The sequence below is a fragment of the Herbaspirillum sp. 1130 genome (assembly GCF_017833835.1).
Classification (GTDB): Bacteria; Pseudomonadota; Gammaproteobacteria; order Burkholderiales; family Burkholderiaceae_D; genus Herbaspirillum; species Herbaspirillum huttiense.
This window is the reverse complement of sequence record NZ_JAFICQ010000002.1, coordinates 577,200-600,325: the sequence shown is the minus strand read 5'-3', so window position 1 is coordinate 600,325 and position 23,126 is coordinate 577,200. Positions and strand designations below refer to the sequence as shown.

The 23,126-nt window shown below is 64.1% G+C and carries 20 protein-coding genes; 7 read left to right on the top strand and 13 right to left on the bottom strand.

Annotated elements, in window-relative coordinates:
• Positions 1–20: 20 nt before the first annotated feature.
• The 9 genes from JOD78_RS11550 to JOD78_RS11510 form a co-directional block, all read right to left on the bottom strand.
• The gene (locus JOD78_RS11550; protein WP_121037691.1) at positions 21–2,144 is read right to left on the bottom strand and encodes a TonB-dependent receptor; all 2,124 of its coding nucleotides are present in this window, start codon (positions 2,142–2,144) and stop codon (positions 21–23) included.
• Between the two features lie 204 nt (positions 2,145–2,348).
• On the bottom strand, positions 2,349–3,632 hold the full coding sequence (locus tag JOD78_RS11545) for a chloride channel protein (protein WP_209533528.1): 1,284 nt from the start codon (positions 3,630–3,632) through the stop codon (positions 2,349–2,351).
• Positions 3,633–3,800: 168 nt separating this feature from the next.
• Positions 3,801–4,205 (bottom strand): lactoylglutathione lyase, encoded by a 405-nt coding sequence (gene gloA, locus JOD78_RS11540; RefSeq protein WP_039790136.1) that lies wholly within the window; start codon positions 4,203–4,205, stop codon positions 3,801–3,803.
• Between the two features lie 105 nt (positions 4,206–4,310).
• Positions 4,311–5,906, bottom strand: a complete 1,596-nt coding sequence (locus JOD78_RS11535) for an EAL domain-containing protein (RefSeq protein ID WP_209568022.1) — start codon at positions 5,904–5,906, stop codon at positions 4,311–4,313.
• A gap of 263 nt (positions 5,907–6,169) precedes the next feature.
• Positions 6,170–6,547, bottom strand: a complete 378-nt coding sequence (locus JOD78_RS11530) for a hypothetical protein (protein WP_034335597.1) — start codon at positions 6,545–6,547, stop codon at positions 6,170–6,172.
• A gap of 163 nt (positions 6,548–6,710) precedes the next feature.
• Positions 6,711–7,493 (bottom strand): 16S rRNA (adenine(1518)-N(6)/adenine(1519)-N(6))-dimethyltransferase RsmA, encoded by a 783-nt coding sequence (gene rsmA, locus JOD78_RS11525; protein ID WP_121037700.1) that lies wholly within the window; start codon positions 7,491–7,493, stop codon positions 6,711–6,713.
• A gap of 26 nt (positions 7,494–7,519) precedes the next feature.
• Positions 7,520–8,542, bottom strand: a complete 1,023-nt coding sequence (pdxA, locus tag JOD78_RS11520) for a 4-hydroxythreonine-4-phosphate dehydrogenase PdxA (protein WP_121037703.1) — start codon at positions 8,540–8,542, stop codon at positions 7,520–7,522.
• A 123-nt stretch (positions 8,543–8,665) separates the two neighbouring features.
• Entirely contained in the window at positions 8,666–10,165 is a 1,500-nt protein-coding gene (locus tag JOD78_RS11515) for a peptidylprolyl isomerase (protein WP_121037705.1), read from the bottom strand.
• 25 nt (positions 10,166–10,190) lie between these two features.
• Positions 10,191–12,473 carry an LPS-assembly protein LptD gene (locus JOD78_RS11510; protein WP_134135449.1) on the bottom strand — a complete coding sequence of 761 codons (2,283 nt, stop codon included), beginning with the start codon at positions 12,471–12,473 and terminating at the stop codon, positions 10,191–10,193.
• Between the two features lie 97 nt (positions 12,474–12,570).
• On the opposite strand from JOD78_RS11510, the gene JOD78_RS11505 reads away from it, so the two are divergent.
• The 5 genes from JOD78_RS11505 (at position 12,571) to upp (ending at position 17,687) form a co-directional block, all read left to right on the top strand.
• The gene (locus tag JOD78_RS11505; protein ID WP_088754622.1) at positions 12,571–13,602 is read left to right on the top strand and encodes a phosphotransferase; all 1,032 of its coding nucleotides are present in this window, start codon (positions 12,571–12,573) and stop codon (positions 13,600–13,602) included.
• 10 nt (positions 13,603–13,612) lie between these two features.
• Positions 13,613–14,329: an N-acetylmuramate alpha-1-phosphate uridylyltransferase MurU gene (gene murU, locus JOD78_RS11500; protein ID WP_204726049.1), complete on the top strand. Its 717-nt coding sequence runs from the start codon at positions 13,613–13,615 to the stop codon at positions 14,327–14,329.
• Positions 14,326–15,672 (top strand): Xaa-Pro aminopeptidase, encoded by a 1,347-nt coding sequence (pepP, locus tag JOD78_RS11495; protein ID WP_121037713.1) that lies wholly within the window; start codon positions 14,326–14,328, stop codon positions 15,670–15,672. Before murU ends, pepP begins: the two co-directional genes overlap by 4 nt.
• A 107-nt stretch (positions 15,673–15,779) precedes the next feature.
• Complete coding sequence (locus JOD78_RS11490; RefSeq protein WP_209568024.1) at positions 15,780–16,928, top strand: FAD-dependent monooxygenase; 1,149 nt, start codon at positions 15,780–15,782, stop codon at positions 16,926–16,928.
• Positions 16,929–17,039: 111 nt separating this feature from the next.
• On the top strand, positions 17,040–17,687 hold the full coding sequence (gene upp / locus JOD78_RS11485; RefSeq protein WP_209568026.1) for a uracil phosphoribosyltransferase: 648 nt from the start codon (positions 17,040–17,042) through the stop codon (positions 17,685–17,687).
• Between the two features lie 85 nt (positions 17,688–17,772).
• Here the strand turns inward: upp and JOD78_RS11480 are convergent, their stop codons facing one another.
• The 4 genes from JOD78_RS11480 to JOD78_RS11465 all read right to left on the bottom strand — a co-directional run bounded on the left by JOD78_RS11480 (position 17,773) and on the right by JOD78_RS11465 (position 21,147).
• Complete coding sequence (locus JOD78_RS11480) at positions 17,773–19,212, bottom strand: NAD(P)(+) transhydrogenase (Re/Si-specific) subunit beta (protein ID WP_209568028.1); 1,440 nt, start codon at positions 19,210–19,212, stop codon at positions 17,773–17,775.
• A complete protein-coding gene (locus tag JOD78_RS11475) occupies positions 19,209–19,523 on the bottom strand; it encodes an NAD(P) transhydrogenase subunit alpha (RefSeq protein WP_034335569.1) in 315 nt (104 codons plus the stop codon). Before JOD78_RS11475 ends, JOD78_RS11480 begins: the two co-directional genes overlap by 4 nt.
• A gap of 60 nt (positions 19,524–19,583) precedes the next feature.
• Positions 19,584–19,946, bottom strand: a complete 363-nt coding sequence (panD, locus tag JOD78_RS11470) for an aspartate 1-decarboxylase (RefSeq protein ID WP_008325650.1) — start codon at positions 19,944–19,946, stop codon at positions 19,584–19,586.
• 85 nt (positions 19,947–20,031) lie between these two features.
• Positions 20,032–21,147 (bottom strand): Re/Si-specific NAD(P)(+) transhydrogenase subunit alpha, encoded by a 1,116-nt coding sequence (locus tag JOD78_RS11465; protein ID WP_209568030.1) that lies wholly within the window; start codon positions 21,145–21,147, stop codon positions 20,032–20,034.
• 167 nt (positions 21,148–21,314) lie between these two features.
• Here JOD78_RS11465 and JOD78_RS11460 point away from each other — a divergent pair, with 167 nt between their 5' ends.
• Together JOD78_RS11460 and mnmA are read left to right on the top strand one after the other, a co-directional pair.
• Positions 21,315–21,803 (top strand): NUDIX hydrolase, encoded by a 489-nt coding sequence (locus JOD78_RS11460; protein ID WP_039785925.1) that lies wholly within the window; start codon positions 21,315–21,317, stop codon positions 21,801–21,803.
• A gap of 56 nt (positions 21,804–21,859) precedes the next feature.
• On the top strand, positions 21,860–22,966 hold the full coding sequence (gene mnmA / locus JOD78_RS11455; RefSeq protein WP_039785924.1) for a tRNA 2-thiouridine(34) synthase MnmA: 1,107 nt from the start codon (positions 21,860–21,862) through the stop codon (positions 22,964–22,966).
• Positions 22,967–23,126 lie beyond the last annotated feature (160 nt).

Here is a 23,126-nt window from a genome sequence, read left to right as displayed (position 1 = left end):
TCCGGCCCTCCCTCACTCGCTCAGAAGCGCACGTTCACACCCACGTCCAGCGAGCGCCCATAGCCCGGCAAGGCTTGCAGGCTGCCGCTCTTGGTCTTGGCCAATCCCGACAGGTAGACCCCGCCCAGCGCATCCGCATAGTTGCGATTGAACAGATTGCTGATGCCTGCGCTGACGCTGATGGCCTGGTTGAACTGATAGCTGCTGCGCAGGTTGAAGACGGTATAGCTGGCGGTGACCGGCTCCAGGCGATTGCTGTCCACCAGCGTCTTGCGTGCGACGTAATTCACTTCAGCGCGGTTGGTCCACGCGCCTTGCTGCTGCTCCAGCGCGGCCAGCACGTTGAAGGGCATCATGTGATACAGGTTGCCGCCATCGACACGCTTGCCGCGCGTGAGGCCGGCCTTGCCGGTGAAGGCGATGTCCCCCAGTCCGGCGGTACGCAACAGCGGCCACTTCCACGAGGCGTTGATGCCATAGAGACGGGCATCGTGATTGGCGAATTGCAGCAGCGCACCCGAGGCAGTGCTGACGCTGTAGGGATTGAAGCGGCCGATGACATCGGCATCGATGTAGTTCTCGACGTAGCTGAAATACGGCGTCAGCTTGAAGAACCAGCGCGGTTCGTTGCCGTCCTTGTCGGCTGCATGCCAGTCAGCGGTGGCCGAGAGGGTATGCGCCACTTCCGGCTTGAGATCGATGTTGCCGACATAGCCGTTGCCATCGCCGAACCAGTTGGTCATGGTCATGGCCATGGTGCCGCGGCCCCAGGTGTAGCGCTCGTAGAGATTGGGCGAACGCGTCTTGCGGGCATAGCCCACCTCCCAGGTCTGCCCGGCGTCGGGCGTGAAGCGCGCCAGTGCGGTGAGGTCGATGTTGTTGTCGGTCTTCGCGTGGCCGCGGGCATTGAAGGCATTGGCCGCCGTCAGGTCAGCCATGTTCATCATGTTGGTGCCATAGGATTGCACGTTGCCGGCATCGGTCTTGACCAGCTCGTCGCGCACACCCACGATCGTGCTCCAACGTTCATTCAACTTGCCTTCCCACTCGGCGAAGAGGGCGTAACGATCGCGCTTGCCGTCGTTGATGTTCACATAGGTCCGTGGGCCCATCATCATCGAGCCAGGTACGGCCGGCCAGTCGTCATCCAGATGGAAGCTGTGGTACTCGTTGCCCACGCGCAGTACGCTGCGGCCCTCCGGCGCGAGGTCGATATCGGCGCGCAGCGTGTAACCGAGATCACGGCCCTGTGTCTGCATGGGCATGGTGCCGGTGCGTTCGGCGCTGAAAAATCCCATCTCATGCTCGGTGCGCTGCCAGTACACGCGGCCCAGCAGCTTGCCCCAGTCGAAGCGGTGCTCATAGCCCAGGTTGGCAAAGGTGGAGCGGTTGCCGGTCATGTCCATGTACTGGTTCGGGAAACCTTGGTAAGGGATGTATTGCTGCCCGGCCTTGAACATCAGTTGCTGTCCATCACCGCGTGCAGCCACTGTCACCGCGTGGTTGTTGCTCTCGAACTGGCTGCCCAGCACCTTGTCGCCACGGCCGTTGACGTAGCTCTCGGCCCGCGACTGGCTGGCTACGTAATGCACCGAGAGACTGTCACTGGCCACCGTCCCTTCCACTGACGCCGATACTTCCGAATTGACGCTGCGTGCGGCTACCGAGAAGCCCCCCTTGGTCAACAGCTCGCCGGGCTGTGCCGCGAACTGCGGTGCCGGCGACGCCAGTTCGATGGTGCCGCCGATGCTGTCGCCACCCACGCTGACCGGCGTGATGCCGGCCATCACGCGCGTGATCCCGACCTGCGCGGGCGGCATGTAGGACATGGGTGCGTTCATCTGGTTGCCACAGGCGGCGGTGACCTCCATGCCATCGAGGCGGATCTTGAGACGGTCGGCAGCGAAGCCATTGAGGACCGGCAGCGCCGAAACGCCGCCTGCTGCCGCGCTGGCGTAACCGGGTTGATCGGCCAGCAGCGCAGCGCTGTCGGCGTTGAGCGGAGCCGTTGCGGCAGGCTTGTCACCGCGCACGTTGACGGTCGGCAAGGGCGCATCGGCCGGATCAGAAGTGGTCTGGGCCAGGGCATGGCCGCAAGCGCTGAACGCCAGCGCGATGGCGCAGGCACAAGGAGTGAGTTGCATGGAAATCCCCAGGGGTTGTCGTTATCGGTCTGCCTGTCTGTGCAGGCAAGTACAGCGGGCGATTATGGCCAAGCAAAACGACGAGGGAGTGCGACATATTGTCGCGCGCGGCACGACAGAATGACGAACGCGGCGCGCAGCTGCCCGGGGAGCGGGTGTCGGCGGCTGCGTCAAATTGACGCAGCCTTTCGACGATGTGTAGCGTCAGTGTTTGAGATAACGTTCGGCCAGCGTTTCGTACAGCGGCGGTGCGAATACTTTGGAGACCGCCGAGGCGATCAGCGCGGTGGCCATCAGCGAGATCACCAGCGCATGGCCGTCGACCATTTCCATCACGATCACGAAGGCGGTGATCGGCGATTGCGTGACGGCCGCGAGGTAGCCCACCATGGCCAGCGCCACCAGCATCGGCAGCGAGGTGCCGCCGAAGAGCAGGTGCAGCAGGTTGCCGAAGCCGGCGCCGATGGACAGCGAAGGCGCGAAGATGCCGCCCGGCAGGCCCGGCAGGTAGGAGCCGATCATGGAAGCGAACTTGAGGAAGGGATAGAACACCGACAGCCCCTGCCCGTCGTTGAGCAGGCCATGCGCCTGTTCGTAGCCGCTGCCGAAGGTGGCCCCGCCGGCGGCCACGCCGATGACCGCGACGATGAAACCGCACAGCGCCGCGAACGCCACCGGACGTTCGGCGCGCAGCGTCACGACGGGGGCAGGAATCCAGCGGGTCGGATTGAGGATGAGCCAGCAGAAGAGTCCGCCGGCCACGCCCATCAGTACCGCGGTCACGATCACGGCAAGGATCAGGCGGCCGCTGGTTTCGCCAGGGAAGGCAATCGAGCCGAAATAGGTGTAGTTGCCATTGATCGACAGCGCCACCAGGCCGGCGAAGATGATGGTGGTGATGACCACGCCGCTGGCGCGCTGTTCGAAGCTGCGCGAGAGTTCCTCGATGGCGAAGACGATGCCGGCCAGCGGCGTGTTGAAGGCCGCCGCCAGGCCGGCGGCGGCACCGGCCAGGATCAGGCGGCGTTCCATGTGCTCGTATCCGGTCGGATACAGGCGGCGCAGGTTGTACATGATGGCCGCACCGATTTGCACCGTCGGTCCTTCGCGGCCGATGGTCATGCCGCCGGCGATGGCCACCACCGACAGCACGATCTTGCCGGCCAGCACGCGGATGGACAGCAGCACGCTGCCGCGTTCAGCGGTATCCCCATGCAGGGTGGCAATGGCCTGCGGGATGCCGCTGCCTTCCGAGCCGGGGAAGTAGCGGCGCGTGAGCCACACGCAGGCGGCACAGACAGCGGGCGTGAGCAGCAGCGGCAGCCAGGGCGACCTGTGTTCGATACTGCGGAAGACACCGAAGCCGAGTTCGATGGCCTGTGCATAAAGCACCGCAACCAGGCCGACGATGATGGCACCGCTCCAGAGGATGCCGTATTCGACCCATAGCCGGCGCAGATGACTTTTGGAGAGTTGGTAGAGGCTCAATTGGCGTTCCTGTTGTTGTTCTGTTGATGCAGAGATGCAAGATGCAGACATGCGTGGATGCAGCGATGCATCCTCATGGACACGGCCTGTGCTGCGAAAATCCCGCCGCATGGCCGCACCATGAAAAAAGCCCGCGTGAGCGGGCTGGCAGGCTGACAGCGACTTGCCTCAGTCGGCGGCGCTGTATTGTTCCTTCTTCTGGATGAACTCGATCTTGTAGCCATCCGGATCGGTGACGAAGGCAATCACGGTCTTGCCGTGCTTCATCGGACCGGCTTCGCGGGTAACCGCGCCGCCCTTGGCCTTGACCGCCTCACAGGCGGCGTAGGCATCGTCCACCTCGATGGCGATATGGCCGTAGCCGGTGCCCAGGTCATAGGATTCGGTATCCCAGTTGTGGGTCAGTTCGAGCACGGTGTGATCGCGTTCTTCGCCGTAACCGACGAAGGCCAGCGTGAACTTGCCGTCGGGGTAGTCATTCCTGCGCAGCAGTTTCATGCCCAGCACCTGGGTATAGAAATCGATGGAACGGTCCAGATTTCCCACGCGCAGCATCGTATGCAACATTCTCACTTGGCGACTCCTTTTCATGGCTAACGTGAAGCAAGCCGACATTATCCCCGATTTGCCGGGCGCTCGCCGAAGGCCCGCCATGCAAGTCCGCAGCATCGCGACCACTCAGTCCTGATCGGTCCCGCGCAGACGGTGGATCTGCTCTTCCAGCGCGCTGATCCGGTACTGCAAGCGGCGCTCCGTACTGATGTCGACGATCAGTCCGTACCAGCGCACGATGCGGCCCTCGCTGTCGCTGTGGGGCGAGGCACGGCTGCGCATCCAACGCCATTGGCCGTCCGGCCAGAGCACGCGGAATTCGGTGCGGAAGGGGCGCCCCGTGGGCAGGTTGGCCAGCCATTCCTGACGCACCCGCAAGCGGTCTTCCTCGGGCATGCGCGCCAGCCACTGCTGGTGGCGCTGGGCGGTAGTCAGCTCGGGCTGCCATTCGAAGGTCGGGCCAATGTAGTCGATCACGCCTTGCGCATCGGCGGCCCAAGGGATGTTGGGACTGAGGTCGATGGCCCGATGGAAATGTTCTTCACTGTCGCGCACGGTACGCTCGGCGGACACGCGCGCCGTGATGTCCACCGCCGAGCCGGAGATGCCCAACAATTCACCCAGGTCGCTGCGCACCACCTGGAAGGCCAGCAACGAGGTGCGGCCGGTGCGCGAATTGAAGAATTCCGTGGCGGCAGGAGACGCACCGTCGACCACCTCGGCCACCATCTGCAACAGCGGGCGATGTTCGCTGCGGTTCAGCAGGTCGATGACCGGGCTGCCCTCCAGCTCGGTGCCGGCATAGCCACCGAGCAGGTCGATCATCATGGCATTGGCGCTGACCACGCGCAGCAAGGGATCGAGGAAGCACAGGCCAACCGGCGCGCTGCGATAGAGCGAATCGAGCTGGTGCCAGCGCTGGAAGGGCGAGGTATCGATCCCGGCGCTGAGGCGCGACCACACGCCGCGCTCGCCGATCAGCCGTGCCGCATCGGCCAGCGGAGCAGGACGGCCGAGATGGAAGCCTTGCCCGAATTCGCAGCCCATGCGCTTGAGGAGATGGGCGTGGTGTTCAGTCTCGATGCCTTCGGCGACCACGTGCATCTTGAGACTCTGGCCCAGGCCCGCGACCGCCAGCACGATGCGGAAGCTGTCCGGGTTCTGGTCCATGGTGCGTACGAAACTGGCGTCGATCTTGATCTCGTCGAAGGGATAGGACTGCAGGCGCGTCAGGCTGGAATAGCCGGTGCCGAAATCATCCAGCGACAGGCTGGCCCCGGCCTGGCGTGCGGCCAGGATGGTCTGCAAGGTGCGCTCGTGGTCTTGCACCAGCACGGTCTCGGTGATCTCCAGCTGCAGGCGCGACATGGGCAGGCCATGCTGATGCATCACGGCGGCCAGACGATCCAGCAGGCTGCCGTCGAGGAACTGGCAGGGCGACAGGTTGATCGCCAGGCGCAGCTCCGGGGGCCAGTGGCGCAGGGTGGCGGCCACCGTGTCGAGCAACTTGAGCAGCAGGACATCCAGTACGCCGCCACGTTCGGCGATGTCGATGAAATCGATGGGGGAGACCACGCCGCGCTGCGGACAGGTCCAGCGCGCCAGCATTTCGAAACCGGCAATGCGGCCGCTGCGCAGATGCACCAGCGGCTGCAGCGCCGGCCAGAGGTGGCCGGCGTCTAGGGCGGTCCGGATGTCATCGGCGGCGATGGGGGCCATCATCGTGGGGGCATCTCCTTGCTGGTTGGCAATGCGCGCTGTTTCGTCATTCTGACGAAACGATCAACCTCATTATGCTGACAAAATGCCAATCGGCTCGTCATTATGTAGCGTTTTACTGACGCTTTGCTTGCCCACCACCGCTTTTCCGCGCCCCACGACAAAAAACGGGCAACCCGACAAGGTTGCCCGTTTTCCTCAAGATGGCTTGCGCCCGGATGTCCTGCCGAAGGACCGTGGTCCTCCGCCCTGCTCATCGGCCGTGATCAGCGGCCGTAGTAGGAGTAGTAGTCCGGACGGTCGTCGTAACGATAGGTACGTACCTCGGTCCGTTCCACGTAACGCACCGGACGCGGCGGCGGCGGGGCGTAGTAGCGCGGCTGCTCGTAGACTACCTGCTGCGGCGGCTGGTAATACACCGGCTGCGGGGCCTCATAGTAAACCTGCTGCGGCGGGGCCTGATAGACCGGTGCCGGCTGCGAGTTGGCGATCAGTGATCCGATGGCGACGGCACCGATGATACCGGCAGCAATCGCCACGCCGTTGCCGCCCCGGTCATGCGCCATCGCAGGCGTGCTGACGACGGCGGCCGAAGCCAGAAGAGTGGTGGCGATCAATACCGATGCGATTTTTTTGCTGGCCATGATTGGCTCCTGTCAAAGAAGTCCGCGATCTGTCGCGGCACGATTCCAATATAAGACAGGTTCAGCTTGAAACTACGGAATATGAAACTTCGTTACAGTTCTTACGGGTGGCGCCGCGGCTGTAATAAAGTGCAACAGCCGCATTGCACGCCCAGTACGGGCCTCAGGCCTGGCGCGCGGCCAGCAGGTTGGCCAGGGCCACGAACTGGTCCACCGGCACCGCTTCCGGACGCGCCTGCGGATCGACGCCGGCCTGGCGCAATTCGTCTTCCGTGAAAAGGCCCGCCACGCAGTTGCGAATCACCTTGCGGCGCTGTGAGAAGGCCTTGGTGACCACCTGCTCCAGCAAGGCCTGCTCGCAGGCCATGGGCTGCGCCAGCGGGATCATGCGCACGATGGCCGAATCCACCTGCGGCGGCGGATCGAAGGCGGTCGGCGGCACCACGAACAGCAACTCCATGTGATAGCGCCACTGCAGCATCACCGACAGGCGGCCATAGGCCTTGCCGCCCGGTTCGGCGACCATGCGTTCGACCACTTCCTTCTGCAGCATGAAATGCTGGTCCTGCACCTGCGGGGCGATCTCGGCCAGGTGGAACAGCAAGGGGCTGGAAATGTTGTAGGGCAGGTTGCCGACCACGCGCAGCTTGCGGCCTTCCGGCACCGGGATGCTGGCGAAGTCGAACTTGAGGGCGTCCGCTGAATGCACGGTCAGGCGCTCGGCGCTGAACCGTTTCTTGAGGCGCTCGACCAGGTCGCGGTCCAGTTCCACCACGTGCAGGTGGCGCAACTCTTCCAGCAGCAGCGCAGTCATGGCCGCCAGGCCCGGGCCGATCTCGACCATGGCATCGTCGGCGGCGGGCGCGATGGAGCGGATGATGTCGTGCAGCACCACGTCATCGGTGAGGAAGTTCTGGCCGAAGCGTTTGCGCGGGATGTGTTTCATGGTGGTTCCAGTGGGTTCTTGCAATATCAGGCGGCGGCCCGGCGGCGCGCCATGTCGGCAGCGGCACGGATGGCTACGCACAGGCTGCCATGGTCGGCGTGGCCGAGGCCGGCGGCGGCCAGGTCCAGGGCAGTGCCGTGATCGACCGAGGTGCGGATCAGGGGCAGGCCGAGGGTGATGTTGATGCCATGGCCGAAGCTGGCGAATTTCAGGACCGGCAGGCCTTGGTCGTGATACATGGCCAGGACGCAGTCGGCCTCTTCCAGGTACTTGGGCTGGAACAGCGTGTCGGCGGGATACGGTCCCCGGGCATCGATGCCGCGCGCACGGGCCGCTTCCAGGGCGGGCGTGATGACCTCGATTTCTTCGCGGCCCAGATAGCCGTTCTCGCCGGCATGCGGGTTCAGGCCCGTGACCAGGATGCGCGGATGGGCGATGCCGAACTTGTCGCGCAGGTCTGCTTGCAGAATGTCGAGCGTGCGTGCCAGGCTCTCGCCGGTGATCGCGGACGGCACATCCTTCAAGGCCAGGTGCGTGGTGGCCAAGGCGACGCGCAGGTGCGGCGCATCGCCGCCGGCCAGCATCATCACGACTTGCGGCGTGCCGGTGACTTCGGCCAGGTATTCGGTATGGCCGGTGAAGGCCACGCCGGCATCGTTGATGGTGCTCTTCTGCAGCGGCGCGGTGACGATGGCGGCGAAGGCGCCGGAGAGCGCGCCCTGCACGGCCAGGTCCAGCGTCTGCAACACGGCGCGACCATTGCGCGCATCCAGCACGCCGGCACGCACCGGTTCGGCCACCGGGCAATCGATGACGGTGAGGCAATCGACCGGAAAATCGGGCAGGCCGCTGTTGCGCCAGGCCTGGATGGAGAGCGCCGCAACCCGCATCTGCGGATCGATCTCATAGGCCGTCTGTGCCAGCAAGGCGGCGTCACCCAGCAGGATGCAGCGCGCTTCGTGGCGCAACTCCCAGGCGGCACGCAGGGAAATTTCCGGACCGATGCCTGCCGGTTCGCCGCAGGTCAGCGCGAGGATGGGTCGGTTCATGGCGGTGTCACTCATGGCCTGTATGGGAAAAAACGGGCTTCAAAAAGGCAAGGGCCGGCGACAAGGCCGGCCTCTCTTGCACGCATGGGGACAGCCCGCTGGCTGCCCCTGCCGGTGCGGCGATCAATCGTCGTTGCGATACTCGACGTAGGCGCGGTCGCGGATCTGGCGCATCCAGTCCTCGGTGGCTTCCTCGATCTTGCGCTCACGGATGGCCTGGCGCGCGGCCTGGCGGGTGCGCTCCTTGGAGGCATCGTCGGTCTTGCGCTCGACCACCTGGATCAGGTGATAGCCGAACGGGGTTTCGATGGGCTGGCTGACTTCGCCCGGCTTCAACTGGTCCATGGCGCGCTCGAACTCGGGCACGGTATCGCCCGGATAAATCCAGCCGAGGTCGCCGCCCTTGGAGGCGGACAGGTCATTGGAGTACAGCTTGGCCAGTTCCTCGAAGGTAGCCGAACCGTGGTCCAGGCGCTCCTTCAGTTCGGTCAGCTTGCGCTTGGCTTCGGCCGCGGTGACGACCTGGTTGACCTTGATCAGGATGTGGCGCACGTGGGTCTGCTGCACGGCGGGGGCGGCTGCCTGGGTGCCCCCGGCGGCGCGGCGGCCGACCAGCTTGAGGATGTGGAAGCCGTTGCCGCTCTTGAGCAGGCCGCTGACCTGGCCATCCTGCAGCTTGGCCACGCCATCCAGGAACAGTTGCGGCAGGCGGTCCGCCGGACGCCAGCCAAGGTCGCCGCCGGACAGGGCATCCGACGAATCGGAGTAAGCGGCAGCGGTCTTGGCGAAATCGGCACCTGTCTTCAACTGGCGCAGCACGTCTTCGGCACGTTCACGGCGGGCGGCCAGCTGTTCGGGGCTGGCGTTTTCCGGCACGCGGATCAGGATCTGGGCGATGTCCAGTTCCTGACGCTGGCCGCCGGCATTGGCTTCGGCGGCGAGGTAGTTGTCGATCTCGGACTCGGTGACCACCACCTTGTTGTCCACTTCACGCTCGCGCAGGCGCTGGCTCAGGATTTCGCGGCGAATCTCTTCGCGGAAGCTGGCGTAGTTCATGCCCTCGGCCTCCAGGCGGCTGCGGAATTCCGGCATGGACAGCTTGTTCTGCTCGGCGATGCGCTGCATGGCGCGGTCCAGCATGGCATCGTCGACCACGATGCCGTTTTCCTTGGCCATTTGCGCCTGGGCACGTTCGACGATCATGCGCTCGACCAGCTGGCGCACCAGTTGCTGGCGCGGGGGCAGCTGCACGTTCTGTGCGGCCATGCGCTTCTCGACGCTGGCCAGGCGCTCGGCGACTTCCTGGCGGGTGATGACCTCATTGTTGACCACCACCAGGATGGAATCCACCGGGCGCGGCTCATTGCGCGCGCTGGCTGCCGCCGGTGCGGGGGCAGCGGGCACCGCCGCAGGGGCGGCCGGCTTGCTGGCGGCGGGCTTGACGGCGGCCTTGGGCGAGCCCTTGGCTGGTGCCGACGGCGCGCTGCTGGTGGTTTCCGGCGGGGTTACCGGGATGATGGTGGTCGCGAACTGCGCATGCGCATTGCTGATCACGCCCAGCATGCACAGCAGCGCGGTCACTGTTTTGGTTGTTGCGAGGAGTGGTGTACGCATATTACGCATGGACTAATCGTTGGTTCGAAAAAGGTTAGAAGTTGTTGCCGGGCATGGTATCCGGCAGGTTCACGTTCTGGTAACCGGGCACGCTGCTCTTGATGGCATCCAGCGGGTTGGACCCGATCTTGGAGAGGCCATTGAGTTCGAGCTGAATGAAGAAGCCCGTCGATGCCTTGGTGGACGAGGTCGGGATGCGTTGCGCCACCACCCGGAAGACCCAGCAGTCGGCCTTGTACTCGAAGCCGGCCAGGCCTTCGGCCACGGTGCGGTCCGGAATCGAATAGTTCATGCGGCCGACGGCGTAGATGCGCTGGGTAATCGGCCACTGGCCGGACACGTCGATCTGCTTGAGCGGATCGAGCACGCCGGTGTAGGGGTTGATGTAGGTACGGTCCAGGCGGTATTGCAGGTTCAGCACGCGCTTGGGGGCCGGCTGCCAGCGGATGCCGAAGGTGGAACGCACCATCTGGCGCAGGGTCTCGCTGTACTGCACGGTGTTGTCGGTGGAGAACTCGCGGGTGATCTGCCCCCCCAAGGCCAGCAACAGATCGGATTTGCTGCCCAGCGTGGTGGTGGTGGTGCCGCTGATGCCGACCTTGGGATCGGCAAAGTAGTAGCGTTGGCCGATGGCCGCGCGCAGGCGCTCCAGGCCGTTTTCCTCGATCAGGCGCGAGGTGACGGCGGCGGTCAGCTGGTTGGCGTCGCTGATGCGGTCGTGGCCGACGAAGCGGTTCTCGGTGAAGATCTGGGCGAAGTTGAAGTCGGCCAGGCCGGAATCGAACACCGGATACTGCGACTGGTCGCGGTAAGGGGTACGGACGTAGAACAGGCGCGGTTCCAGCGTTTGGGTCACGCTGCGGCCGAACAGGTTGGCGTCTCGCTCGAAGATCAGGCCGGAGTCCAGCGATACCGTCGGCACCGTACGCGTCAGATTGGTCGGCTGACCCGCCGAGACATTGTTCAGGTTGTAGCTGGTCGCATCCAGGATCACCTTGGGCGTGATGAAATAGCCCGGGCGGATGATGGGATACGACACCGCTTGCGTGACGTAGGCGCGGTCGCCGCCGATCAGGTCGCCGCTGGAGAAGCGGGTGAAATCGGCGGTGGTACTGAAGTCGAATCCGCCGATGTCGTAGCGGTTACCCGTGAAAGTGATCTGCGGCACCCGGTCGTAGGGCTTGCCGATCGGCGCGTTGACGTCCTGCAGCAGCTGGTACTTTGACACCAGTCCGGTCACGCTCCAGTAGGTGCTGGCGTAGCTGAGGCTGACGTTACGCGGCAGCAGGCGCTGCGTACTGCCCGTGATTGAGTGCGCGAAGTCCGACGGATAGTCGTCGTCGGAGGCCTTGTTCAGGTTCCAGGCCAGCTGCAGGCCGGGTGCCAAGGTCTGATTGTGGATCGAGGACAGCGAATAGCGGCCGGTTCCGGTGACCTGATCCTGGATGCCTTCCACGTTGGTGACACCGCTATAGGTGTCGCCAATGTATCGGGTTTCCGCCCCCATCTGCAGCCCGCGGCGCGCGATGTACTTCGGCACCAGCGTCAGGTCATAGTTGGGTGCCAGGTTGAAGTAGTAAGGCACCGAGATCTCGGCACCACCGGTACTGGTCATGCCGATGGTGGGCGGCAGCACGCCCGACTTGCGCTCCCCCGACAGCGGGAACGTCATCCAGGGCGAACCCAGAATCGGTACATCCTTGAAATACAGCAGCCCGCCATGCATGGTGCCAATATCGCGACCGCTGTCGAGGTCCATGGTGTTGGCGCGCAGATACCAGTCGGGATCCGGTGCTTCGCAGGTGCTGTAGGTCCCCTGCGTCACCTTGGCCTGGTCGTCCGCCAGGAAGTCGATGCGCTCGGCCTTGCCGCGCCCGCCGTTCTTGCCGATCAGGTAAGTCGGATTGGTCACGTAGCCAGCGCCGGTGCCCATGTTCATCTCGGCGTAGTCGCCGGTGTACTGGTCCTGCAGGCGCTGCATCCAGACGTGGCCGGTGGCCTCGACTTCATCCTGGATGATGCGGTATTCGGCCTTGTCGGACTTGATGGTGGTCGCTGCCTTGACCAGCTCCACGTCGCGGTCCAGGTTGACCTGGCGGTCGGGACGGCCGGTCATCTGCTCGGCGCTGACATTGACCGGGGCGTCCTGGTCCTGTGCGGGCGGCGTGGCAGGCGCAGCGGTGGGCATGCTCATCTGGGCGTGCACCGACAGCGGCAGCAGGGCCGAGGCAGAAGCCACTACCATTGCCGAAGAGAACAGACGCGCCAGCCGCCAGTTGACAGTACGTTCAGTGAAAGACTTGGAAAACCGGATCATGAAAAGAGAGGCTAGATACCGTGCAGGCGGATTTTTTGGGTTTAATCCCTTATTATATGGGAACTCAACCTCGTCAAACGATTTCCTCAGATAGTTCATGTCTTCACCTGGTTCCACCCCCGATCTCCGCCTGTCCGAATTGCAAGCCTGGCTGGCCACCCTGGCCGATACCCCGGTGCTGTCCTCCACCCTGCGCCCGGCCTCGGCCGACGCCAGCTTCCGCCGTTATTTCCGGGTGGACACACCCGACGGCGGCAGTGCCATCGTGATGGATGCCCCGCCGCCGCAGGAGGACGTCCGTCCCTTCGTGAAGGTCGCCGGCCTCTTCGGCGAGACCGGGGTGACCGTGCCGAAGGTACTGGCGCAGGATACCGAGCGCGGCTTCCTGCTGCTCTCGGACCTGGGTTCCACGACCTACTTGTCGCAGCTCTCGGCCGACAGCGCGCACGCACTATACATGGATGCGATCGAGGCCCTGGTACTTTTACAAGCGCAAAGCAAGCCCGAGGCCCTGCCCGAATACGACCGCCCGCTGCTGCTGCGCGAGCTGGAACTGTTCCGCGAGTGGTATATCGGCAAGCACCTGGGGGTGACCCTCACCGACGAGCAGAACGCAGTGCTGGACAAGACCTTCGACGCCATCCTGGCCAACAACCTGGCCCAGCCCCAGGTCTACGTGCACCGCGACTATCACTCGCGCAACCTGATGGTGCTGCCCAAGGGCAACCCGGGCATCCTGGACTTCCAGGATGCGGTCTACGGTCCCATCACCTACGACCTGGTCTCGCTGCTGCGCGATGCCTACATCCAGTGGGATGAGGAAATGGTGCTGGACTGGGCCATCCGCTACTGGGAAAAGGCGCGCCGCGCCGGCCTGCCGGTCACGCCGGACATCGATACCTTCTACCGCGACTTCGAATGGATGGGCCTGCAGCGCCACCTGAAGGTGCTGGGGATCTTCGCGCGCCTGTGGCATCGCGACGGCAAAGATGGCTACCTGAAGGACATCCCGCTGGTCATGGAATACACCCTCAAGACCGCGCGCCGCTACGTGGCCTTCACGCCGCTGGTGCGCCTGATCGAGAAGCTCGAACAGGAACACGCGCCCAAGTTCGGCTACACCTTCTGAGGCGCCCTGCATGAAAGCCATGATCTTCGCAGCCGGCCGCGGCGAGCGCATGCGTCCGCTGACCGATACCTGCCCCAAGCCGCTCCTGAAAGTACGCGGCCGCCCGCTGATCGTCTGGCAGATCCTCTCGCTGGTACGCGCCGGCATCACCGAGATCGTCATCAATCACGCCCACCTGGGCCAGATGATCGAAGACACCCTCGGTGACGGCAGCCGTTATGGCGCAAAGCTCTTTTATTCACCCGAAAAGACCGCGCTGGAAACGGCAGGCGGTATCGCCCAGGCCCGCCACCTGCTGGGTGAAGAACCTTTCATAGCGGTCTCCGGCGACATCTGGTGCCCGCACTTCGACTACAGCGAACTGCTGACCGTGCTGGAAGACGAGGACCCGTGGGGCAATCCGCTGCCGCAAGACAAGCGTGACCTGGCCTGGCTGTTCCTGGTCAAGAACCCGCCCTTCCATCCCGAGGGCGACTTTGCGCTCAACAACTTCGCCATCGCCAACGAGGGCCAGCCCAAGCTGACCTTTGCCAACATCGGCGTGTATCGCCCGGAAATGTTCGACGGCATCGCGCCCGGCAGCCACGCCAAACTGGGGCCGCTGCTGCGCCAGTACGCCGACCAGGGCCGCATCGGCGGCGATGTGTATCGCGGCGACTGGCACAACGTCGGCACCATCGATCAACTGGAAGCACTGAACCTGCCACCGCAAGGAACCCGACCATGAGCTTCGACGCCACCCCCTTCGCCGCCCGCCGCGCGCGCCTCCTGGCCAGCCTGCAACAAGCCGGGGGCGGCGTGGCCATCATCCCGACCGCGCCCGAGGTGATGCGCAATCGGGATGCCGATTATCCGTATCGCCACGACAGCTACTTCTACTACCTGACCGGCTTCACCGAGCCCGAAGCCGTACTCGTACTGGTGGCCGGCAAGGAAAACCGCAGCATCCTGTTCTGCCGCGACAAGAACCTGGAACGCGAAATCTGGGACGGCTACCGCCACGGCCCGCAGGCCGCGCAGCAGCTCTTCGCGCTCGATGCAGCCCATCCGATCGAGGAGCTGGACAAGAACATGCCCGCCCTGCTCTCCGACGCCCGCGCCGTCTACTACGCGCTCGGCCAGGACGACCAGCGCGATGCCCAGTTGCAGCGCTGGCTGCAGGGCGTACGCGCACTGGCGCGCAGCGGCGTGTCCGCGCCCGGCGCGGTGGTCGATGTGAGCGTGCTGCTCGATGACATGCGCCTCTTCAAGGACGCCTACGAGATCGACGTGATGAAGCGCGCCGGCATCATTTCCGCCGAAGCACATTGCCGCGCCATGCGCATCTGCCGCCCCGGCCTGCGCGAATATCACCTGGAAGCCGAACTGCTGCACGAATTCCGCCGCAACGGTTCGCAGTATCCGGCCTATGGCTCCATCGTCGCCACCGGCGCCAACAGCTGCGTGCTGCACTATCGCGCGGGCGACGCCGAAATCAAGGACGGCGACCTGGTCCTGATCGACGCCGGCTGCGAACTGGACAGCTACGCCGCCGACATCACCCGCACCTTCCCGGCCAATGGCAAGTTCAGCGGGCCGCAGAAGGCGCTCTACGAGATCGTGCTGGCCGCGCAAGCCGCCGCCATCGCCGAGACCGCACCCGGCAAACGTTTCATGGATGGCCATGACGCCGCCGTGCGCGTGCTGGCGCAGGGCATGCTCGATACCGGCTTGCTGGACAAATCCAAGGTCGGCTCGCTGGAAGACGTGATCGAAAAAGGCGACTATCGCCAGTTCTACATGCATCGCACCGGCCACTGGCTGGGCATGGATGTGCATGACGTGGGCGACTATCGCGATCCCGCCACCGCCGATGGCAGCAAGCCCTGGCGCACGCTGCAGCCGGGCATGGTGCTGACCATCGAACCGGGCATCTACGTGCGTCCGGGCGAGGGCGTGCCGGAGCAGTTCTGGAACATCGGCATCCGCATCGAGGATGATGCGCACGTCACCCCCTCCGGCTGCGAATTGCTGACCACGGGCGTGCCCACCAAGGTCGATGACATTGAAGCGCTGATGCGCCAGGCTTAAGCGCCCGTCTCCCCAGGGCCGCGCATGCGCCGGATCAAGCCCGGCCGGCGCGGCTCCGCTACAATGAGGCCTTCCTGAATCTTCTGCAGAAGGCATTTCCCGGCATCATGGAATCCGTCGATTTCGACCTCATCATCTGCGGCGGTGGCCCGGTCGGCCAGAGCGTGGCCGGCCTCTTGGCGCGCCGCCAGTTGTCCGCCGCGCGCATCGCTCTGGTGGACATGAAGTCTCCTGAACAAGCCGCCGCTGACCCGCGCACCATTGCCCTTTCCTACGGCAGCCGCCAGATCCTCGATGAACTGGCTGCCTGGGACGACATCGGCCGCAGTGCCACCGCCATCGAACGGATCCACGTCTCGCGCCGTGGCCACTTCGGCCGCACCCTGCTGGACCGCAAGGATTACCACTTGCCCGCGCTGGGCTACGTGGCGCGCTATGGCGAGGTCAACCGCGCCCTTGCCTCGGCCATCGCACCGCTGGGACTGACCCAGATGCGCCCCGCCGAAGCACAGGAGATCACGGAAGAAGAAGACCACGTCGCCGTCACCCTCAAGGATGGACGCGTACTGCGAGCGCAACTGGTGATCCAGGCCGAGGGTGGCGTCTTCGGAGAACAGCAGCAAAAAAGCCTGCAGCGCGACTACCAGCAACTGGGCATCATCGCGCACGTACAGGCCGATGGCGTGATCGCCCATCGCGCCTTTGAACGCTTCACCGATGAAGGCCCGCTGGCCCTGCTGCCGCAGGATGATGGCTATGCGCTGGTGTGGTGCGTACGTCCTGCCACCGGCGAAGCATTGCTGGCACTGGACGATGCCGCCTTCCTCGCGTCCCTGCAGCGCACCTTCGGCGAGCGGGTGGGCCGATTCACCCGCATCAGCGTACGCCACGCCTTCCCGCTGGGCTTGAACGCCCGCCCCGGCCAGAGCCGGCGCGTGGTGGCCATCGGCAACGCTGCACAAACCCTGCATCCGGTCGCCGGCCAGGGCCTGAACCTGGGCTTGCGCGACGCCCGCGTGCTGGCCGATGTGCTGGCGCGCGAGGTCTCTCCCGAAGCCTTGCAGGCCTTCGAGCGCCAGCGCGGGCAGGATCGCGGCCTGACCATTCGCCTGACCGACCTGATGGCGCGCATCTTTGCCGGCTCGCCCCAGGGTTCGCCCCTGCAGGCGGCGCTGGGCCTGTCGCTGGGCGCGATCGACCTGCTGCCGGCAGCACGCGGCTTGCTGGCCGAACAGATGATGTTCGGTCGCCGATGAGGTGAACAATGCTGCAGTTGCGCGACGTCCCGGCGTCGCGCAGGCGGTCAGGAAATGCGACAATGCTGACTTGCGGCACCCGCCGCTCCACCCAGCAGATACGCATTTGCCATGAAACAAGACCCGCGCTTCAAGAACCTCTTCATCCTCGACCATCCGCTGATCCAGCACAAGCTGTCGCACATGCGCGACAAGCGCACCTCCACCCGCACCTTCCGCGACCTGCTGCGCGAGATCACGCTGCTGATGGGTTACGAAATCACGCGCGACCTGCCGCTGACCACCGAGCCCATCGAAACCCCGCTGGTGACCTATGAAGCGCCGGTAATCGCCGGCAAGAAGCTGGCCGTGGTGCCGGTGCTGCGTGCGGGCGTGGGCATGAGCGATGGCCTGCTGGAACTGATCCCCTCGGCGCGCGTGGGCCATATCGGCGTCTATCGCGACGAGAATCACCTGCCGGTGGAATACCTGGTGCGCCTGCCGGACCTGCAGGACCGCATCATGATCCTGTGCGACCCCATGGTTGCCACCGGCAATTCGGCCGTCTATGCGGTGGATGCCCTGAAGAAGCGCGGCGTGCCGGCTTCGCATATCGTCTTCGTGGCCCTGGTCGCGGCACCGGAAGGCGTGCAGGTGTTCGCTGATGCGCATCCGGATGTGAAGCTTTACGTCGCTTCCCTGGATTCCCACCTGGATGAGGATGCCTACATCGTGCCTGGGCTGGGCGATGCGGGAGACCGCATTTTCGGGACCAAGTAAGCAGCACCTTCCGACTGCACGGATCCAAGACAAAACGGGTTGCGCATCACTGCGCAACCCGTTTTTTCATTGAGGCCGGGGAAGATCAGTCCACCGCCTTGACCATATCTTCGATGACCTTCTTGGCATCGCCAAAGACCATCATGGTCTTGTCCATGTAGAACAGCTCATTGTCCAGACCTGCATAACCCGCTGCCATGGAGCGCTTGTTCACGATCACGGTCTTGGCCTTGTAGGCTTCCAGGATCGGCATGCCGGCAATGGGCGACTTGGGATCCTTGGCCGCCGGGTTGACCACGTCATTGGCCCCCAGTACCAGCACCACATCGGCCTGGGCGAATTCGCTGTTGATGTCTTCCATCTCGAACACCTGGTCATAGGGCACTTCGGCTTCGGCCAACAGCACGTTCATGTGGCCCGGCATGCGGCCGGCCACCGGGTGGATCGCGTATTTCACGGTCACGCCGTTGTGGGTCAGCTTTTCGGTCAGTTCCTTCAGTGCGTGCTGCGCGCGTGCGACGGCAAGCCCGTAACCCGGCACGATGATGACGGTTTCTGCATTTCCCATCAGGAACGCCGCATCATCGGCCGATCCCGACTTGACGTTGCGCTGCTGCTGCGCCCCGCCACCGGCGGCCGCCGCTTCACCGCCAAAGCCGCCCAGGATCACGTTGAAGAAGGACCGGTTCATCGCCTTGCACATGATGTAGGAGAGGATCGCACCGGACGAACCGACCAGCGAACCCGCGATGATGAGCATGGAGTTGTTCAGCGAAAAACCGATGCCCGCCGCCGCCCAGCCGGAATAGCTGTTGAGCATCGAGACCACCACCGGCATGTCCGCCCCGCCAATCGGGATGATGATGAGCACGCCCAGCGCAAAGGCGATGGCGGCCATGATGATGAAGGGCAGCCAGTTTTGCGTCAGCACGAAGATGATGCCGAAACCGATCATGGCCACCGCCAGCAGCAGGTTCAGGAAATGCTGGCCGGCGAAGTTGACCGGCGCACCCTGGAACAGGCGGAACTTGTACTTGCCCGAGAGCTTGCCGAAGGCGATCACCGAACCCGAGAAGGTGATGGCCCCCACGAAGGTACCGATGAACAGTTCCACCCGGTTGCCCACCGGAATCAGTTGCCCGTGCGCCGAAATGCCCAGCGCCCACGGCTCGGCCACCGCCGCCACCGCGATACAGACCGCCGCCAGACCAATGAGCGAGTGCATCGCCGCCACCAGTTCGGGCATCTTGGTCATCTCGACGCTGCGCGCCAGATAAGCGCCGATGCCGCCACCGACGATCACGCCGCCCGCCACCAGCAGGTAGCCGATGTCACCGGAAGGATCGGATCCCTCCCCCTTGATCTTGACGATCAGCGCCAGCGTGGTCAGCACGGCGATGACCATGCCGGCGATGCCGAAGCTGTTGCCGCGACGCGCCGTGGCCGGGTGCGAGAGACCCTTCAGGGCCTGGATGAAACAGATCGATGCGATCAGGTACAGCAGGGTCACCAGGTTCATGCTCATGCTCGTTCTCCCGACTTGGCCTTGGGCTCTTTCTTCTTGAACATTTCCAGCATGCGCTGGGTCACCATGAAGCCGCCGAACACGTTCACCGCCGCCAGCGCCACGGCCAGCGTGCCGGCAATGCGGCCGACCGTGCCTTCGGTGAGGCCCGCGGCCAGCATGGCACCGATGATGATGATGGCCGAGATGGCATTGGTCACCGCCATCAGGGGCGTGTGCAAGGCCGGGGTCACCGTCCAGACCACGTGGTAGCCAACGTAGATGGCCAGCACGAAGATGATCAGGTTGATGATGGTGTGGCTGACTTCCATGGTGTTCCTCCTTGTGAGGCAGCCCGCTGGTGAAACGGGCCGCATGGTTCTTGTCGAGGGTCAGATCGCCTTGAGGCTGGTGATGCGGTTCTTGTCGTCCACGAAGACCACCTTGGGCTTGTAGCTGGCGACTTCTTCATCGCTCATCGGGGCATAGGTACAGATGATGAGCAGGTCGCCCAGGTGCGCCAGGCGGGCCGCCGCGCCGTTCAACGAGATCTCGCCGCTGCCACGCTTGCCGCGAATGGCGTAGGTGGAGAAACGTTCACCGTTGTTGACGTTGTAGAGTTCGATCTTCTCGAACTCGCGGATGTCAGCGGCTTCCAGCAGGTCTTCGTCGATCCCGCAGGAACCTTCATAGTTCAGGTCGCACTGGGTGACCGAGGCGCGATGGATCTTCGCGCGCAGCATGATGCGTTGCATGTACTTCTTCCTTCTTGTTTCAAAAGTGATGGGCGTGAGGGGGACTGAAAACGCCCGGGTTTTCTGCCGACCCGGGCCGGCAGATTCATTTGCGCAGGATCTCGCCACCCTGGCAGAGCAGCGTGGCCGCGACGATATCGTCTTCCTTGTTGATGACCAGCTTGCCTTCGGCATCGATGATCAGTTTGAGGAAGTCCAGCACGTTGCGCGCGTACAGGGCCGAGGCATCGGCCGCCACCAGGGCCGCCAGGTTGCCTTCGCCGATGATGTGCACGCCGTGCTTGATGACGGTCTTGCCGGGTTCCGACAAAGGACAGTTGCCGCCCTGGTCGACCGCCATGTCCAGGATCACCGAACCGGGCTTCATGGCCTTGACGGTCTCCTCGCTGATCAGCACCGGAGCCTTGCGGCCGGGGATCAGGGCGGTGGTGATGATGATGTCGGCCTGTTTGGCGCGTTCGTGGACCAGCTCGGCCTGGCGCTTCATCCAGTCCGGCGGCATGGGACGTGCATAGCCGCCCACACCCTGGGCGATTTCCTTTTCTTCCTCGGTCAGGAAGGGCACGTCCAGGAATTTGGCCCCCAGCGATTCGATCTGCTCCTTGACCGCCGGACGCACGTCGGAGGCCTCGATCACCGCCCCCAGCCGCTTGGCGGTAGCAATGGCCTGCAGGCCGGCCACGCCGGCCCCCATGATGAGCATGCGCGCGGCCTTGACGGTACCGGCGGCGGTCATCAGCATGGGCATGAAGCGTTGATAGGTATTGGCGGCCATCAGCACGGCCTTGTAGCCGGCGATGTTGGCCTGCGAGGACAGCACGTCCAGCGACTGCGCACGGGTGGTGCGGGGCGCGGCTTCGAGGCCGAAGGCGGTCAGGCCGGCGGCGGCCATGGCGGCGATGTTGTCGGCATCGAAGGGGTTCAACATGCCGATGACCACGGTACCCGGTTGCAGGCGAGCGCGTTCGGCCTCATTGGGGGGGCGCACCTTGAGCAGGATCTCGGCGGTATAGACCGCTTCGGCACTGCCGATGCTGGCGCCGACGGCCACATAGGCCTCGTCAGGAATGCTGGATTTGACCCCGGCGCCGGACTCAACCATCACTTCGTGCCGGGCCGCCACCAGTTTCTTGACGGTTTCGGGGGTGGCGGCGACACGGGTTTCTCCGTCCCGGCTTTCGGCGGGGATCGCTATCCTCATTCCTGACTCCTTTTTTTGTGGATTCTTGGCCCAATCTTACACGACTCGCCTTGTCCGGCAAGAAATTGGCGGGCAGGCAAGAAAGCCCGGCGATCCCTCGCCGTGGCGGCTCGCGCGCTGAAGAGTCGGCCCTGACAGGGTAAAATGGCGGATTCACGAGGTCATCAATGTCTGAAGTCTGGAAACCCTCTGTCACCGTAGCCGCCATCATCGAGCGCGACGGCCGCTTCCTGATGGTGGAAGAGCACAGCGCCGGCGGACTGCGCATCAACCAGCCGGCCGGCCACCTGGAACCGGGCGAGTCCCTGATCGAGGCCGCCGTACGCGAGGCACTGGAAGAATCGGCGCATGTCTTCACACCGACGGCGCTGGTGGGGACTTATCTTTCACGCAACGTCTCGTCCTCGCGCGGCGGCCTGTCGGTCACCTACCTGCGCTTTGCCTTTGCGGGAACGGTCGGCGAAGCCCTGGACCGGCCGCTGGACGAGGGTATCGTGCGCGCCGTCTGGATGACACGCGACGAACTGGCCGCCTGCGCCGAACGGCATCGCAGCCCATTGGTGTTGCGTTGCGTGGACGATTACCTGGCCGGCCAGCGCGCACCGCTGGAACTGGTGCATACGGATCCCAGCGCCATCGGCGCCCTGCCCGGCTGAGGCGGGCGCATCACTTGGCGGACCTCTTTACGAGGGCCGCATTGAACGGAAACAACATGAGCAAGAAAAGAGTAGTCATCGGCATGTCGGGCGGCGTGGATTCGTCGGTTTCGGCATGGCTGCTGAAGGAGCAAGGCTATGAGGTCATCGGCCTGTTCATGAAGAATTGGGAAGACGACGACGATTCTGAATACTGTTCCACCCGGGAAGACTGGATCGACGCGGTCAGCGTGGCCGATGTGGTCGGGGTGGATATCGAGGCAGTGAATTTTGCTTCCGAATACAAGGATCGCGTCTTCGCCGAATTCCTGCGTGAATACCAGGCCGGGCGCACGCCCAATCCTGACGTGCTGTGCAATGCCGAGATCAAGTTCAAGGCCTTCCTCGACCACGCCATGAAGCTGGGTGCCGACCTGATCGCGACCGGTCACTACGCGCGCGTGCGCCAGGGGCCGCAGGGCGACTTCCAGTTGCTCAAGGCGCTCGACGCCAGCAAGGACCAGAGCTATTTCCTGCATCGCCTCAACCAGGAGCAGCTCTCGCGCACGGTGTTCCCCCTGGGCGAGATCCACAAGACCGAAGTGCGCAAGATCGCCGAGCAGCTGCAACTGCCAAACGCGAAGAAGAAGGACTCGACCGGCATCTGCTTCATCGGCGAGCGTCCTTTCCGTGAATTCCTGAACCGCTACCTTTCCTACAAGCCCGGCCCCATCAAGACCGCCGACGGCCAGACCGTGGGCGAGCACGTGGGCCTGTCCTTCTATACCCTGGGCCAGCGCAAGGGGATCGGCATCGGTGGCCTGAAGGCGCACCAGAATGCCGATGGCCATGGCGATGCCTGGTACGTGGCCCGCAAGGACGTGGAAAACAACACCCTCTACATCGTCCAAGGGCATGACCACCCCTGGCTGCTCTCGCCGACCCTCTCGGCCGGACAGATCAGCTGGGTGGCAGGCCATGCGCCGCAACTGCCGGCCTTGTCGGCCAAGACGCGCTATCGCCAGGCGGATGTTCCCTGTGGTTTTGCCGATGCCGGCAGCAGCTTCTCGCTGGCCTTCGACACCCCGCAATGGGCGGTCACGCCGGGCCAGTCGGCAGTGCTCTATGACGGCGACGTCTGCCTGGGGGGCGGCATCATCGAAAGCGGAGCCCTGCCGGATTAAGCTTTCATAGAGGCAACTATCGGATGCCCCGCGCGCGATCTTCGCGCCGGGGCATTTTCTTTTGGGCAAGGTTGAAAGCCTTGATAGGCTGGAAGTGTTTCCTGTACGACCCTAAATGATAAAAATTATCAATCACACCGATAAAAGGGCTTGCAATCCC